The sequence below is a fragment of the Colwellia sp. D2M02 genome (genome assembly GCF_018860755.1).
Taxonomy (GTDB): Bacteria; Pseudomonadota; Gammaproteobacteria; order Enterobacterales; family Alteromonadaceae; genus Colwellia; species Colwellia asteriadis.
The window spans coordinates 369,829-384,234 of sequence record NZ_JAHKPW010000070.1; the positions used below are offsets into that span (position 1 = coordinate 369,829).

Annotated in this window: 16 protein-coding genes; 13 read left to right on the top strand and 3 right to left on the bottom strand. The window is 38.0% G+C overall.

Translation table 11 applies throughout. The features are described 5' to 3' along the window. Positions 1 to 110 precede the first annotated feature (110 nt). Together KO495_RS14065 and ygfZ are read right to left on the bottom strand one after the other, a co-directional pair. Positions 111 to 599 carry a peptidylprolyl isomerase gene (locus KO495_RS14065; protein ID WP_215981025.1) on the bottom strand — a complete coding sequence of 163 codons (489 nt, stop codon included), beginning with the start codon at positions 597 to 599 and terminating at the stop codon, positions 111 to 113. A 44-nt stretch (positions 600 to 643) separates the two neighbouring features. Further along, positions 644 to 1,618: a tRNA-modifying protein YgfZ gene (gene ygfZ, locus KO495_RS14070; protein ID WP_215981026.1), complete on the bottom strand. Its 975-nt coding sequence runs from the start codon at positions 1,616 to 1,618 to the stop codon at positions 644 to 646. Positions 1,619 to 1,801: 183 nt separating this feature from the next. On the opposite strand from ygfZ, the gene KO495_RS14075 reads away from it, so the two are divergent. Beyond that, complete coding sequence (locus KO495_RS14075) at positions 1,802 to 2,092, top strand: succinate dehydrogenase assembly factor 2 (protein WP_215981027.1); 291 nt, start codon at positions 1,802 to 1,804, stop codon at positions 2,090 to 2,092. Positions 2,093 to 2,165: 73 nt separating this feature from the next. Further along, positions 2,166 to 2,582, top strand: a complete 417-nt coding sequence (locus KO495_RS14080) for a hypothetical protein (protein ID WP_215981028.1) — start codon at positions 2,166 to 2,168, stop codon at positions 2,580 to 2,582. A 61-nt stretch (positions 2,583 to 2,643) separates the two neighbouring features. On the opposite strand, the gene nadB is transcribed toward KO495_RS14080, so the two are convergent. Next, on the bottom strand, positions 2,644 to 4,296 hold the full coding sequence (gene nadB, locus KO495_RS14085) for an L-aspartate oxidase (RefSeq protein WP_215981029.1): 1,653 nt from the start codon (positions 4,294 to 4,296) through the stop codon (positions 2,644 to 2,646). Positions 4,297 to 4,606: 310 nt separating this feature from the next. On the opposite strand from nadB, the gene rpoE reads away from it, so the two are divergent. The 11 genes from rpoE (at position 4,607) to KO495_RS14140 (ending at position 14,265) form a co-directional block, all read left to right on the top strand. After that, positions 4,607 to 5,188 carry an RNA polymerase sigma factor RpoE gene (gene rpoE / locus KO495_RS14090; protein ID WP_215981077.1) on the top strand — a complete coding sequence of 194 codons (582 nt, stop codon included), beginning with the start codon at positions 4,607 to 4,609 and terminating at the stop codon, positions 5,186 to 5,188. 80 nt (positions 5,189 to 5,268) lie between these two features. Further along, on the top strand, positions 5,269 to 5,967 hold the full coding sequence (locus tag KO495_RS14095; RefSeq protein WP_215981030.1) for an RseA family anti-sigma factor: 699 nt from the start codon (positions 5,269 to 5,271) through the stop codon (positions 5,965 to 5,967). Positions 5,968 to 6,061: 94 nt separating this feature from the next. After that, the gene (locus KO495_RS14100; protein WP_215981031.1) at positions 6,062 to 7,021 is read left to right on the top strand and encodes a MucB/RseB C-terminal domain-containing protein; all 960 of its coding nucleotides are present in this window, start codon (positions 6,062 to 6,064) and stop codon (positions 7,019 to 7,021) included. 21 nt (positions 7,022 to 7,042) lie between these two features. After that, positions 7,043 to 7,528, top strand: coding sequence for a SoxR reducing system RseC family protein (locus tag KO495_RS14105; protein WP_215981032.1), 486 nt, complete (start codon positions 7,043 to 7,045; stop codon positions 7,526 to 7,528). Positions 7,529 to 7,709: 181 nt separating this feature from the next. Continuing rightward, positions 7,710 to 9,500 (top strand): translation elongation factor 4, encoded by a 1,791-nt coding sequence (gene lepA / locus KO495_RS14110; protein ID WP_215981033.1) that lies wholly within the window; start codon positions 7,710 to 7,712, stop codon positions 9,498 to 9,500. A 76-nt stretch (positions 9,501 to 9,576) separates the two neighbouring features. After that, positions 9,577 to 10,521: a signal peptidase I gene (lepB, locus tag KO495_RS14115; RefSeq protein WP_215981034.1), complete on the top strand. Its 945-nt coding sequence runs from the start codon at positions 9,577 to 9,579 to the stop codon at positions 10,519 to 10,521. Positions 10,522 to 10,529: 8 nt separating this feature from the next. Continuing rightward, complete coding sequence (rnc, locus tag KO495_RS14120; protein ID WP_252738979.1) at positions 10,530 to 11,336, top strand: ribonuclease III; 807 nt, start codon at positions 10,530 to 10,532, stop codon at positions 11,334 to 11,336. Between the two features lie 2 nt (positions 11,337 to 11,338). Continuing rightward, positions 11,339 to 12,265 (top strand): GTPase Era, encoded by a 927-nt coding sequence (gene era, locus KO495_RS14125; RefSeq protein WP_215981036.1) that lies wholly within the window; start codon positions 11,339 to 11,341, stop codon positions 12,263 to 12,265. 9 nt (positions 12,266 to 12,274) lie between these two features. Then, on the top strand, positions 12,275 to 12,997 hold the full coding sequence (gene recO / locus KO495_RS14130) for a DNA repair protein RecO (RefSeq protein WP_252738960.1): 723 nt from the start codon (positions 12,275 to 12,277) through the stop codon (positions 12,995 to 12,997). 17 nt (positions 12,998 to 13,014) lie between these two features. After that, complete coding sequence (pdxJ, locus tag KO495_RS14135; RefSeq protein ID WP_215981037.1) at positions 13,015 to 13,752, top strand: pyridoxine 5'-phosphate synthase; 738 nt, start codon at positions 13,015 to 13,017, stop codon at positions 13,750 to 13,752. Between the two features lie 255 nt (positions 13,753 to 14,007). Continuing rightward, positions 14,008 to 14,265, top strand: coding sequence for a hypothetical protein (locus KO495_RS14140; RefSeq protein WP_252738961.1), 258 nt, complete (start codon positions 14,008 to 14,010; stop codon positions 14,263 to 14,265). Positions 14,266 to 14,406: the final 141 nt, after the last annotated feature.

Genomic DNA, 14,406 nt, shown 5'->3' on the forward strand with positions numbered 1-14,406 from the left:
GAAAAGTAGCTCAAGCTAGCGAGTAAAAACACAAAGAAAAAGGCTGAAAGTATAATAACTTTCAGCCTTTTTTATACTCGCTCACAAAAGTGAGTTAGTCGATATAATGCTTAATGAGAATGACCACAGCCATCTTCACTATGCACATGGCCGTGCTCTAGCTCATCTGCTGTTGCTTCTCTTACTTCTAAAATCTCTACGTCGAATTTTAAATCAATACCTGCAAGAGGGTGATTGCCATCCACGGTAATAACGTCATCTTGAACATCAACCACAATAACGGTTTGTTCACCGTCATCAGTTGTTGCACGTAGCTGTGTACCTACTTCTAACTCTTCAACACCTGCTAACGCTTCTTTAGGGACGGTTTGTACATATTCATCATGGCGAGGACCATAAGCTTGCTCACACGATACCGCTACTTCAAATTTATCACCAGCTTCGTGACTTTCTAATGCATCTTCTAAGCCTGGAATTAAATAACCCGTTCCTTGGATGATTGCCATAGGTTTGTCATCATAAGAGCTATCAATTAGCGTATCTTCGCTGTCTGATACGGCATAATGCATAACAACAACACTGTTTTTGGTAATTTTCATAAAGAGTCCTAAGTTTTTCAGGGTAAATGTAAGGTATATTGAATTTATTCGCTAACTAAAGCATAAGGTAATGCAGCTTTGGTAACAACGGTTTCAGGGTTAAGACCTAAGCGTAATTTTTGTGTTTCGTCATCATTAGCTAACACTGCTTGTAGATAACAAGTGCCGTTATCACTTTGGTAGCTTGCAAGTATATCGCCTGCTTTACGCCAATTTTCACCTAGCTGTTTTTCAATGGTATTGTCATTATTAAGCGTGTCAGGTAGTTGAGCCGTTAAGCTGAACAAAGCTCGCTTGTTTTTACCAAGGTATTGCATGCGAGCAACGGTCTCTTGACCTAAGTAGCAACCCTTAGTGAAGCTAATCCCATTGATTGCTTGTAAGTTAAGCATTTGAGGTACGTATTGACGGCAACTGTTTATTGAAAGAATAGGAAAGCCTTCGGTAATTTCTAATAAGTTCCATATTGCTTGTGTATAGGTTGGCAATTCGAAAGACTGTACTAGCGCGGCTAAATTATCAGGGCTATCAATTAATAAGTATCGCGCTTGCTTACCACTAACATAAACAAGTGTGGTTGAGTTGTTCTGTACTACAGGAGTAGAACTGTCAGGAATCTGGGAGAATTTATTTTGTAATAATTCTGCGCTTTTTTCACCGACTAATGCCGCAAAGCTCAAATCTTGGATTTGTGTTATTTCAACTTTGGCAAAAACACCAAATTTTTTCAATTCAGCAAGAGAGTCAGTAATACTTGCGCTAGGTTGAATAAGTAAATGAGCATTATCGCGGTTAATTAAACGGAAAACTGAGAACACTTTGCCTTTCGCGTCACAATGAGCACCGATCATAAGGCTATGTTCATTAGCGTTATTAACATCGCAGGTTACTTGACCTTGTAGGTATTTACTTTGTTCTTCACCTGCTAGTGATATTGCACTGAAATCAGATAAGTTAATACAGTAGTTTTCGGGTAGTTCTGATAGTGAAGGTAGGGCTGAACTCGAAGTGATAGTCATAGTAAGCTCTTAGTTGCTACTGTAGTGTTTATACAGTGAGAATATATTGAAACAATAGCATTAAGATAAGGGCTAAAATGTTAAAAACAACGTTTTTAAGTATTTATTTGGCAATTTCGTTAGCTCACTAACTAGAGTTATTGGTAGAATAGCGCTAGTGTTAAACAAATCAAGGTTATTTATATGTCAAGCAATGAAGTTTTAGAGAACACCGACGTAAATAAAATATCAAAAGTAAATAAAGCGCGATTAAAGTGGGCCTGTCGTCGCGGCATGTTAGAGCTAGATGTATTATTTTCTCCTTTTGTTGATGAGGCGTATGATGCACTTTCTACAAAAGATCAAATAACCTTTGAACGCTTATTAACTTGTCAAGATCCTGAGTTGTTTGCTTGGTTTATGGGGCATGAAATTTGTGAAGACACAGAGCTTAACGCCATGGTGCAATTTATTCTTAAGCGCGTCAAAGTATAATATAACGGTTTACCGGTCACGTTATCAGCATTATGCTTGGTATACATTGTTCGTTTTCTTTATCGCTGCTAGTTTGACCATTTTTTTATGGCAAGTTGTACTGAGTTTACTTGTTATCATTACGTGGTTGTTTTGGTTAGGCTGGCAATTACACCATACTCAATTGTGCAGTGACGACAATCAAACTAAGGTAGATAGTTTTATCATCAGTAACGAGGGGGAAATTTATTTCTCTAAGCTCAAACAAAGCTATCAAATAAGTGACAAGACTCGAACTAGCACCTTAGGTATATGGTTGGTGTTAACTCATCTAACCACGGTCAACTCAAATAGTGTTAAAGGTTACTTCCAGGGCGAACATACTTATAACCTAGCTAACAATGCCCCGCAAAAAACACTTCAATCTCTTTTTTTATTTCGTGACAGTATGCAGCGACAAGACTTTTCTCGTGTAATTAAAATCATTAGGAATGTTCATACTAGTGACTAAAAGCCATCACACATTGAGTTTGCAATAGCTTTTTGAGTAGAGAACATAGGTCAAATAGAGCTTACTTTAGTGATTCTGCCGCAACATTACTCATGGTTTCTTCTGCTGAACATAAGGGGTCAGGCGTTAAGATTGTCGGTAATGCTTGTGGTAACATTTTTGGGTAATCCAAGGTGTAATGTAACCCTCGACTTTCTTTTCGTGCCATAGCGCAGCGAATAATTAACTCTGCTACTTGTACTAAGTTTCTCAGTTCAAGTAAGTTATTACTCACTTTAAAGTTGCGATAGTACTCGTCAATCTCTCGTTGTAATAATTCAACGCGGTGTAAAGCGCGCGCTAAGCGTTTAGTTGTTCTAACAATACCGACATAATCCCACATAAATAAACGCAGCTCGTGCCAGTTGTGTTGAATAACGACCTCTTCATCTGAGTCTGTAACACGACTTTCATCCCAATCAGGCAAGGTTTGAAAACGATGTTTTTGCTTTAATGTCTCGCTAATTTCTATCGCAGCAGCACGGGCAAAAACTAAACATTCTAGTAAAGAATTACTGGCAAGTCGATTTGCTCCATGTAAGCCGGTATAAGACATTTCACCAATAGCATAAAGCTGATTTACATCGGTTTTTCCTTGATGATTAACCATAACACCACCACAAGTGTAATGAGCTGCTGGTACAATGGGAATAGGTTGTTTGGTTATATCTATACCTAATGACAGTGTTTTTTCATAAATATTTGGGAAGTGTTGCTTAATAAAATCACTAGGTTTATGACTGATATCTAAATACATGCAGTCAGCGCCTAAGCGTTTCATTTCATAATCAATAGCGCGAGCGACTATATCGCGTGGGGCTAGCTCTGCTCTTTCATCAAATGCTGGCATAAAACGACTGCCGTCAGGACGTCTTAATTTAGCACCTTCTCCGCGTAAAGCTTCGGTCAGTAGAAACGTGCCAGCAGAAGGGTGAAATAAACAGGTAGGGTGAAATTGATTAAATTCCATATTAGCCACGCGACAACCCGCTCGCCATGCCATTGCAATACCGTCGCCACTGGCAACATCAGGGTTTGAAGTATATTGATATACTTTACTTGCGCCCCCTGTGGCTAGAATCGTTTTTTGTGCGTAAATACTTTCGACTTTCTCAGAATTTCTATTCCAAACATAAGCTCCAATACACTCTTTGGCTTGGCTTGTATGCTCGGCGTTACGACAAATAAGGTCTATAGCATTGAAGCGCTCAAATATGCGAATACGAGAGTGTTTTTTTACTTGTTCGGCTAACGTGGTTTGTATTGCCTGACCGGTAGCGTCAGCAGCATGAAGAATACGACGGTGGCTATGACCGCCTTCACGTGTTAAATGGTAACGTTCACCGCCTTTGTTGTCAGACTCTTGATCAAAAGCTACCCCTTGATTTATTAACCACTCTAAACAAGCTTTAGCGTTTTCGGCGGTATACTGCACTGATGACTCATCACATAAACCCGCACCAGCAATAAGGGTGTCTTTAACATGTGCATCAATACTATCGTTTTCATCAAAAACAGCAGCAACTCCACCTTGAGCATAAAAGGTTGACCCTTCATTCAATGGACCTTTACTTAAAATAACGACATCGGCATTCTTGGCTAAATGTAATGCGAGCGTTAATCCAGCCGCGCCGCTGCCTATAATTAATACATCACAGTTATGTTGTTTCGTCATATGGTTACCGATGAAAGTTGCTTAAGGTAAGCTAATATATAAATGAAGCTATTTCTGGTATTCTATAATATATCGTTATGTAAGAATATAAATCCTCAAGATTAGCGTTGATTAATTTTTTGATTTTATTACATAGCAATAAAATACCGATAAATAGCCATTTAATTAGTTAAATAATGCAAAAAATAAAAAAAGTTTAAATTAAATCGAACTTTTTCCCAAAGCCTTAGTCCTAATTAATGCGTTTGTTAGAGCCCAAATGGAATATATGAGTACAAATCAATTGCCAGTATTAAAAGATACGGCTCGAATGAGCGAACAAAGTGTTGACCAACAATTGGTTGAACGAGTACAGCGCGGTGATAAAAGCGCTTTCAATTTACTCGTTAGTAAATATCAACACAAAGTTGCCAATTTGATTAGCCGTTATGTGAAAAATAACAGTGATGTACCTGATATTGTTCAGGAAGCTTTTATTAAAGCTTATCGTGCGTTACCTAATTTTAGAGGTGAAAGTGCATTTTATACTTGGCTGTACCGTATCGCGGTTAACTGTGCTAAAAATCACAGCGTTGCTTTAGGTCGTAAACCACCAAGTAATGACGTTGATGTTGATGATGCCGAACTTTATGATGATGGCGGGGCATTAAGAGAAAATGCCTCACCTGAAAATATTTTGTTAACTAGCGAGATAAAGCAAGTTATTTTCAATACCATGAATGCACTACCTGAAGATTTACGCTTAGCCATTAATTTTAGAGAAATTGAAGGGTTAAGTTATGAAGAGATTGCAACCATTATGGAATGCCCTGTAGGCACTGTTCGCTCTAGAATTTTTAGAGCTCGTGATGCGATAGAGAAAAAAATAAAGCCATTATTACAAAAGCGTTAGTAATACTGGACTATATTAACTAAGCCAGTGTTAAGTTATTGGTTTCATAGTTAGTTATAAAACTATTTTAAGGTAAAAGTATGAGTGAAAGTAAATTTGAGACATTGTCTTCGTTAGTAGATGACAGCCTATCCTCAATAGATTTATCAAAGGACGCTAAGCCAATTGATTGCATACTTAAAGATGAGGAGTTAGCACAAAGCTGGCAAAATTATCATTTAATTGGTGATGTTTTACGAGATGAAATGCCTCAATCATTACAATTGGATTTAAGTAGTCAAATTGCTGAAGCTATTGCTAATGAAGCAACTATTCTTTCGCCAAATTCTGCTTCTGTTACGGCTGTTGCTGATGAGTTAAGCGATAACGTAGCACAAGAAGCACCACAAGTTATTCAAGCGCAAAATCGTTTTACCGCTAAAGTTAAAGAGTTTATTAAACCTGCAGGTCAAATTGCCATTGCAGCGTCTGCGGCAGTACTTATGGTAGTAGGTGTTCAGCAAAATGTTGCTGATGATGCAGCAGTTACACCAAATCAAATTGTGCAACCTATGCCACTTGGTGGTTATGCTAACCCAGTAAGCTTTAATTATTTATCACCAACGCAAGCTGAGCAAAAGTCAATAGCTGAAAAGAAAGCCATGGCGAGCGCTACTCAATCTGCTGGTGAATTAACCCATCAGCAAAAAGTTGAACAAAGAATTGCTCAACAACGTCGTCTACAAGCGTTAATTAATGATCATGAGCAACAAGTTAAATTAAGTAGCGCTATAAAATAATAGCAACAGGCTGTAAACTAGCTGCTAATTAAATTAATAATGTAGTTAAGTTCATTGAGCTTAACTACAAACTATTGCTGTTGTTAACGAGTCTATGAAATTAATCTCTTCTTTTTTATGCATGTTATGCATTTCCTTTCCTGCTTTTGCTAATGATATTGAGCAGGCAAAGCCTTGGCTAGAACGCTTATCAACCTCATTAAAAACTTTAAATTACAGTACTTCATTTGTCGTTGTAAAAAATAACCAAGCAGAGCCTTATCATTGGTTACATGGGGTTGATGACAAGCAGCAAGAGTTAGAAATTCTTGCTCAACTCAATGGACCTCGTCGTGATGTATTAAGGCGTGGTAATACTGTTAGTTATATTGAGCCAGAACAAGATGCATACTCTGTTAGCTCTGCTTACTTAAGTGGCCCAATTCCTGCTATTTTTTCTCATGATATTGAAGCGCTAGAGAGTAGTTATCGCTTTATTTCTGTTGGCCGCAGTCGTGTGCTTGGCCGAGTTGCACAAGTTATTCGCATTGTACCTAAAGACAGTCATCGTTTTGATCACTGGTTATGGTTAGATCAACAAAGTGGCCTGTTGCTCAAAATGGCTATTATTACGCGTCAAGGTCAATTATTAGAGCAAGTACAGTTTACTCATCTAGATGTTACTAATGATATTGCCGAAAGTTTAAAGCAATTACAAAGTGCAGAATTACCAAGTGTTAGTGATGTTGGAATACAAAATCAACAAGATGAATTGTTTTGGCATGTTAGTTGGTTACCCCAAGGCATTGAAATTATTAAAAGCAGTCGTCGTAGGGTTAATAATGATAAAACCGTTGAATTTATTTTATTAAGTGATGGTTTGGTTGAGATATCGGTTTATATAAATCCAAGTAATATTCAACAAAGGCCTATCGAGTATGCAAGTGATGGCGCAACCGCAGTTTTCAGTCAAATAGTTGATGGCTTAGAAGTGAGTGTTGTTGGAAAAATTCCATTAGAAACAGCCAAAATGATCGCTGACTCAGTTGGGCCTGTAGCGACTAACAGCCAATAGTAGAGTGATAAAAAGATGACTATGATCGAAGAACTCGTTGATGTAGTTGCTATAACTGATAACAGTATTACGTTAACTAGCCAAGTTAAATCAAGCTGTGGTAGCTGCGCACAAGTAAAGTCATGTGCTAGTGGCCAAGTTGCTAAAGCTATTCCTCAACGTAAACTGAAATTGGTACTTCCTTATGTCAAGCAACAGCATGGGCAATTACAAGTTGGAGACTCTGTTGTACTTGGCTTGCCTGAAGTAAATGTTCTAACGAGTGCAGGGCAAGTTTATTTATTTCCTCTCATCGGCTTAGCTGTTTTTTCAGGGCTCGGAGAGTGGTTAATATCTCAGCAGTTATTGCCTCATGAGTTACTGGGTTTGTCTCTGGGGATTTTTGGGGGGTACTTAGGTTATCGATTAGCAAAATATTATCAAAATAAAAGTCACCAGTCAGCAGCGTTACAGCCGCGTATATTAAGAAAGCTAATTGCTAATGTCGCAGTAAATTCAAATAAATAGGCTTAATTACTATTCAGCTTTACATAACATCCTGTCATTACTTGAAACAAAAGATATCTGAACAAAAGATAGCCCCAGCGCAGTAAATTCGTTAAAATTGCCGCATTACATAATTTATTTGACGTATTTAGTGATATTCACCGTCAAAAATCAAATTAATTTATAGAGAAATTCTTTTAAAATGAAGAACATACGAAATTTCAGTATTATTGCTCATATCGATCACGGAAAATCTACTTTATCAGACCGTTTAATCCAACATTGTGGTGGCTTACAAGAGCGTGAAATGGCTGCACAAGTACTCGATTCTATGGATATTGAGCGTGAACGTGGTATTACCATTAAAGCACAAAGTGTGACATTAGACTATAAAGCTAAAGATGGTGAAACATACCAGTTAAACTTTATTGATACTCCTGGGCACGTTGATTTCTCTTATGAAGTATCTCGCTCTTTAGCATCTTGTGAAGGTGCTTTATTAGTTGTTGATGCAGGACAAGGTGTTGAAGCTCAAACCGTGGCTAACTGTTATACCGCCATTGAAATGGACTTAGAAGTTATTCCAATTTTAAATAAAATTGATTTACCTCAAGCCGATCCAGAGCGTGTTTGTGAAGAAATTGAACATATCATCGGCATTGATGCCACTGATGCGGTAACCTGCTCTGCAAAAACAGGCATAGGTATTGAAGATGTTTTAGAAACCATTGTGAAGAATATTCCCCCGCCAGAAGGAAATATTGACGAGCCACTGCAAGCACTAATTGTTGACTCGTGGTTTGATAACTACCAAGGCGTAGTTTCACTTGTTCGTATTATGAATGGCCAAGTGAAGAAAGGCGATAAAATGCTGGTTATGTCAACTGGTGAAGTTCACCATATTGATAAAGTGGGTATTTTTACACCTAAGCAAACGGACACTGGTATTTTAAAAGCCGGTGAAGTTGGTTATATCATTGCGGGTATTAAAGAGATTCATGGTGCACCGGTTGGTGATACCATTACTATTAGTAAAAGAGAAACGGCTAAAGCATTACCGGGTTTTAAAAAGGCGCAACCGCAAGTTTATGCAGGTATTTTCCCAATTAGCTCTGATGATTACGAAAACTTCCGTGAAGCATTAAATAAGTTAAGCTTAAATGATGCTTCATTGTTTTTCGAACCAGAAAACTCATCAGCATTAGGTTTTGGTTTCCGTATTGGCTTCCTAGGTATGTTACACATGGAGATTATTCAAGAGCGTCTAGCACGTGAATATGATCTCGATTTAATTACTACCGCACCCACCGTAAATTATGAGATTGCTTGTACCAATGGCGAAGTATTATCTATTGATAATCCAGCTGATTTGCCTGCAATTAATAATATTGATGAAATTAGAGAGCCTATTGTACAGGCCAATATTTTGGTACCTCAAGAGTACTTGGGCAGCGTAATTACGTTATGTATTGAGAAGCGTGGTGTACAAAAAGATCTTATATATCATGGTAATCAAGTTGCAGTCACTTATGAGTTACCTATGGCTGAAGTGGTTATGGACTTTTTTGACAAGCTTAAATCAACCAGCCGTGGTTATGCCTCGTTAGACTACCAGTTTATTCGTTTTGAAGTAGCAGACATGGTGCGCGTAGATGTAATGATCAATGGTGATAGGGTTGATGCATTAGCAATGATTACACACCGCAGCAACTCTGTGCCTCGTGGTCGTTTACTTGTTGATAAATTAAAAGAGCTTATTCACCGACAAATGTTTGATATTGCAATTCAAGCAGCAATTGGTAATAACGTTATTGCACGTACAACCGTGAAACAATTACGTAAAAACGTAACAGCTAAATGTTACGGCGGTGATATTAGCCGTAAGAAGAAGCTACTACAAAAGCAAAAAGACGGTAAAAAGCGTATGAAACAAGTAGGTAATGTTGAGGTGCCTCAAGAAGCGTTTTTAGCGGTACTTAAACTAGATAGCTAAATTTAAGTAACTAGCGAGCAGTATTACACCTGCTCGTTTAAATACTTGTTTAATATTATTCATAAAAAGGAATAGCATGGCCGACTTTTTTTCTGCTTATTTTTCAATCATTTTAGTAGTCGTTACACTCGTTACGGGTATTGTATGGTGTCTTGATAAGTTTCATTTAGCGCCGAAGCGTCAACAAAAGGCAATTAGCGCGCAAGAGAACGCAAAAGCACTTTCAGGAGCTGAATTAACACCCGAAGCATTAGCAACTATTACTGAGCCATCTGGTTTAGTTGACACAGCCGTGCAAGTATTCCCAGTAATCGCGTTTGTATTAGTTTTGCGTTCATTTTTATATGAACCTTTTCAAATACCTTCAGGCTCTATGATGCCGACATTACTTGATGGTGACTTTATTTTAGTTAATAAATTTACTTATGGTTTACGTGATCCTGTTAAACGACATAAATTTATTGAAAATAACTTGCCAGAGCATGGTGATGTTGTGGTATTTAAGTACCCAGAAGATCCACGAGTAGACTATATAAAACGTGTGATTGGCTTACCGGGCGATCGAGTAATTTATCGTAACAAGTCACTTTATATTAAACCTGCTTGTAAAGACAGCGACAGTAAGTGCCCTGAGTTTATTCCAGTGAAGCAAACTTTTGTTGGAAATTATGTCGGTCCAGATGCTGAAGAGGGTATGCAAGAATTTGAATCGGTTATGTTAGGTAAAACCCATCAAATATTAAATGATAGTCATGTTATCCCACGTGTTGAGCGTTATGCTTTTCAAGCAGGGACTGCTCGTGATGAGTTCGTTGTGCCTGAAAATAGTTATTTTGTGATGGGTGATAACCGAGATAACTCATTAGATGGCCGTTTTTGGGGGTTTGTACCCGAAGAAAACCTAGTGGGAGAAGCTGTTGCTATTTGGATGAGCTTTGATTTTGATCGTGATGCGGATAGTATTTTACCGCGTTGGGTACCTACAGGTATACGTTTTGATCGTTTAGGTGCAATTAATTGAGTAATAAATTGAAAACAAGTGTTGATAACTTAGCTAGGTTAACTAAAAAACTAGGCTATGAGTTTGAGCAAACTAACTTACTCATTCAAGCGTTAACTCACCGTAGCGCTAAAGGTGCTCATAATGAGCGCTTAGAGTTTTTAGGTGACTCTATTTTAGGCTTTGTTATTGCAGAAGCTTTGTATGAGCAATTTCCTAAACATGATGAGGGTGACTTAACTCGTATGCGCTCAAGTTTAGTCAAAGGGGTTACTTTGGCTGAAATAGCGCGTGATTTTAGTTTAGGTGAATACCTGATATTAGGACCTGGAGAGCTAAAAAGTGGTGGTCACCGTCGGGAGTCAATTTTAGAAGACGCGATTGAAGCTATTATTGGGGCCATTTACATTGATTCGAATATTGAGCAATGCAAACAGCTTATTTTGACGTGGTTTGATAAACGCTTAAGCAAGATTAAACCGGGCAATGAGCAAAAAGATCCCAAGACACAATTACAAGAATATTTGCAAGGCAGAAAAACACCTTTACCAAGTTATGAAGTAATTGATACTAAAGGGCAATCGCATAATCAAGAATTCACCGTGAGCTGTCAAACGTCAGTGATCGATAAAGAAGTTATTGCTAAAGGCACCAGTCGTCGTAAGGCTGAGCAAGCTGCAGCACAACAAATTCTTGCGTTAATTAGCGAAGCAAATGCTAGTGCTAAAGAAAAAAAGGCTAAACTAAGTGCTAATTCAAGTACTACTTCAAATAGTAAAGCAAGTATCGCTAAAAAAAGCACTCACAAAAGTAAGCCTAACCGCACGAGAAAATAACTATGTCTGATAATATTGCTCCCTCTGTAAACACCTTTGCTGGTTTAATTGCCATTGTTGGACGACCTAATGTTGGAAAATCAACGTTATTAAATGCGCTTTTAGGGCAAAAAATTAGTATTACATCGCGTAAACCGCAAACGACAAGACACCGTATTTTAGGTATTTTAACCGAAGAGAATAAACAGGCGGTTTTGGTAGACACCCCTGGATTACACTCTGAAGAAAAACGTGCGATTAACCGCTTAATGAACCGTGCAGCGAGTAGTTCAATTGCTGAAGTTGAGCTTATTGTTTTTCTGGTTGAGGGCACGCACTGGACCACAGACGATGAACTCGTACTGAGCAAGGTAAAACAAAGTGGTGCACCGTGTATTTTAGTGGTTAATAAAACCGATAATATTTCAGATAAAGATGACTTACTGCCGCATTTACAAACTCTGGGTGGTTTGCATGACTTTACCGATATTGTGCCTATTTCAGCTAGCAAAGGGCAGGGCGTTGATACTATTCGTAAACTTTGTCTTAATGCATTACCAGAGAGTGCTTTTTGGTTTTCAGAAGATCAAATTACCGATCGCTCAAGTCGTTTTATGGCCTCAGAAATAATCCGTGAAAAGCTAATTCGCTTTACTGGAGATGAGCTTCCTTATTCAACTACTGTAGAAATAGAGCAGTTTAAAATGGATGCCAAAGGCGTTATTCATATTAATGCACTCGTTTTGGTTGAGCGTGATAGCCAAAAACGTATGGTTATTGGTAACAAAGGTGAGCGCTTAAAAACTATTGGTCAAGAAGCGCGACGTGATATGGAAGAGCTATTCGAAAGTCGTGTATTTTTAGAAACTTGGGTTAAAGTTAAGTCGGGTTGGGCTGATGATGAACGAGCACTACGTAGCTTAGGTTATGGTGATGACTACTCAGGTTAATATACCAATATGAGTATAATGCCTGAACAATATGCTTTTGTTCTCCACGCTCGCCCTTATAGAGATAATCAACAATTAGTTGACTTATTCACTGAAGCTGAAGGTAAAGTGTCAGCTTTAGTGTTTGTTGGTCAATCTAAGCGATCTATTAAAAAAGCGTTATTGCAACCATTTTTACCCTTAAAAGTTATTCTAAAAGGTAATGCAAATCTTAAGCATATTCATGCTATTGAAAGCTGTGCCAAATCATACCCGTTAGTGAGGCATAGTTTATTTAGTGCTTTTTATATTAATGAACTTTTAATTCGTTTATTAACGGAGCATATTACTTGTCAGGACTTGTTTAATCAGTATCAAAAAACCATTTCTGCACTAGCTAACCAACAGGATATTGCCCCTCAATTACGAATTTTTGAAGCGGCGCTATTAGCCGAGCTTGGCGTATCATTTGAATTTTCTCCTGTTTTTGAGCATGACGTTCAATGGTTTTGTTATGTGGGAGAAGAAGGTTTTATACCTATTTATGATGAGCAAGTTATGACGAAGACTGAGCATAATCGTTACTTTAATAGTGAGCATTTACGCGCCATTGCGAATAAGCAACATCAAGGTATTGCTACTTTATCTGTCGAGTCAGAGCAAACATTTAAATTATTAATGCGACAAGTGATTAATAACCTACTTGGAAATAAACCTTTAAATAGTCGCAAATTATTTATTAAAAACTTATAAACAATGAGAATCACACAATGACTGAATTATTATTAGGCGTTAACGTCGATCATATTGCGACATTACGTCAAGCCCGTGGCACCAATTATCCTGATCCTGTTTATGCTGCAAGTGTTGCAGAACATGCTGGCGCAGACGGTATTACCGTACATTTACGTGAAGACAGAAGGCATATACAAGATAGAGACATTCATGTATTAAAACAAACTTTACATACGCGTATGAACTTTGAAATGGCAGTAACTGATGAAATGGTTGCTATTGCTTGTGATGTTAAGCCTGCTTTTTGTTGTTTAGTGCCTGAAAAGCGAGAAGAGTTAACTACTGAAGGCGGTTTAGATGTTGCAGGGCAGCTTGATAAAGTCAGTAACGCAGTGGCTAAACTGAGCGATGCAGGGATTGAGGTTAGTTTGTTTATTGATGCTGATAAAGCACAAATAGATGCTGCTTTAGCAACCAAAGCCCCTTATATTGAAATTCATACAGGGCATTATGCAGAGCTTACTAACGAGCGTGAACAAAGAGTAGAGCTTGAGCGTTTAATTGAAGGAATAAAGTACGCCCATAACCTTGGCTTAAAAGTTAATGCTGGACACGGTTTAAATTATTTTAATGTTAAGCCAATTGCAGCCATTGAAGAGATCATCGAGCTAAATATCGGTCATGCCATTATTGCTCGTGCAGTCATTGATGGTTTAGATAAAGCAGTACGTGATATGAAGCGCTTAATGCAAGAGGCAAGAAGTTCACTTTAGTTGCTTAAGCATCATCGGGTGAATATATTTTTTTACGTAGTACTAAAATAGCTGGCTAGAGGGTAGCACCTTGATTCTCTTTTGAGTTCAGAACGTTAGCAATAACTTACTTCAAGCCAGCTTAAATTACTTGTCACCTGAAATAAAATTTTAGTATTTTATTTCTTTTTGTTTATTTTATAGTCTACACTGAACTAGATCGGAGTAGATTTTTTATGACGAAATGAATTATAAAGGTGATAAGGAGAGCCAGTTATGCAGCCAGAAATGCAACCTGATATGAAGCCGATGGTGGAGCGACGTAAAGAGACTCCTGAGCAGTCAGTTTGGTGGAATAAGCTCTCGTTAGCGCAGAAATTCTCTGCCAGTAGCCTAGGGCAGTTTGGTTATGAGCTTTCTTTTGTTCGTAATGAGCAAGGTCGAAGTCTTGCTGTATTGTCCTGTCGAGGTGGCATTGCCGTTATTTCTGAAGATGGCGAAATTAATACCTCACCTAATATTAAAATACGATAAAGCTAAGCGATAAAGTGACTAGTTATAATTAGTCATATCACTTCTTCCTCATTTAGCGTATACCTTATATGCTAAATAACCTAGTTAACCTGAGCTCGGCTTAACAAATGTTTCTCTAGCAACTACTTTTCCTAACTTCTT

Bases quoted from the DNA above. Each gene is read 5' to 3' on its own strand.
- KO495_RS14100 (WP_215981031.1), top strand. From the start codon at position 6,062: ATGAAATTAATCTCTTCTTTTTTATGCATGTTATGCATTTCCTTTCCT.
- KO495_RS14105 (WP_215981032.1), top strand. From the start codon at position 7,043: ATGATCGAAGAACTCGTTGATGTAGTTGCTATAACTGATAACAGTATT.
- pdxJ (WP_215981037.1), top strand. From the start codon at position 13,015: ATGACTGAATTATTATTAGGCGTTAACGTCGATCATATTGCGACATTA.
- KO495_RS14065 (WP_215981025.1), bottom strand. From the start codon at position 599: ATGAAAATTACCAAAAACAGTGTTGTTGTTATGCATTATGCCGTATCA.
- KO495_RS14140 (WP_252738961.1), top strand. From the start codon at position 14,008: ATGCAGCCAGAAATGCAACCTGATATGAAGCCGATGGTGGAGCGACGT.
- rpoE (WP_215981077.1), top strand. From the start codon at position 4,607: ATGAGCGAACAAAGTGTTGACCAACAATTGGTTGAACGAGTACAGCGC.
- lepB (WP_215981034.1), top strand. From the start codon at position 9,577: ATGGCCGACTTTTTTTCTGCTTATTTTTCAATCATTTTAGTAGTCGTT.
- nadB (WP_215981029.1), bottom strand. From the start codon at position 4,296: ATGACGAAACAACATAACTGTGATGTATTAATTATAGGCAGCGGCGCG.
- era (WP_215981036.1), top strand. From the start codon at position 11,339: ATGTCTGATAATATTGCTCCCTCTGTAAACACCTTTGCTGGTTTAATT.
- KO495_RS14095 (WP_215981030.1), top strand. From the start codon at position 5,269: ATGAGTGAAAGTAAATTTGAGACATTGTCTTCGTTAGTAGATGACAGC.
- recO (WP_252738960.1), top strand. From the start codon at position 12,275: ATGAGTATAATGCCTGAACAATATGCTTTTGTTCTCCACGCTCGCCCT.
- lepA (WP_215981033.1), top strand. From the start codon at position 7,710: ATGAAGAACATACGAAATTTCAGTATTATTGCTCATATCGATCACGGA.
- ygfZ (WP_215981026.1), bottom strand. From the start codon at position 1,618: ATGACTATCACTTCGAGTTCAGCCCTACCTTCACTATCAGAACTACCC.
- KO495_RS14075 (WP_215981027.1), top strand. From the start codon at position 1,802: ATGTCAAGCAATGAAGTTTTAGAGAACACCGACGTAAATAAAATATCA.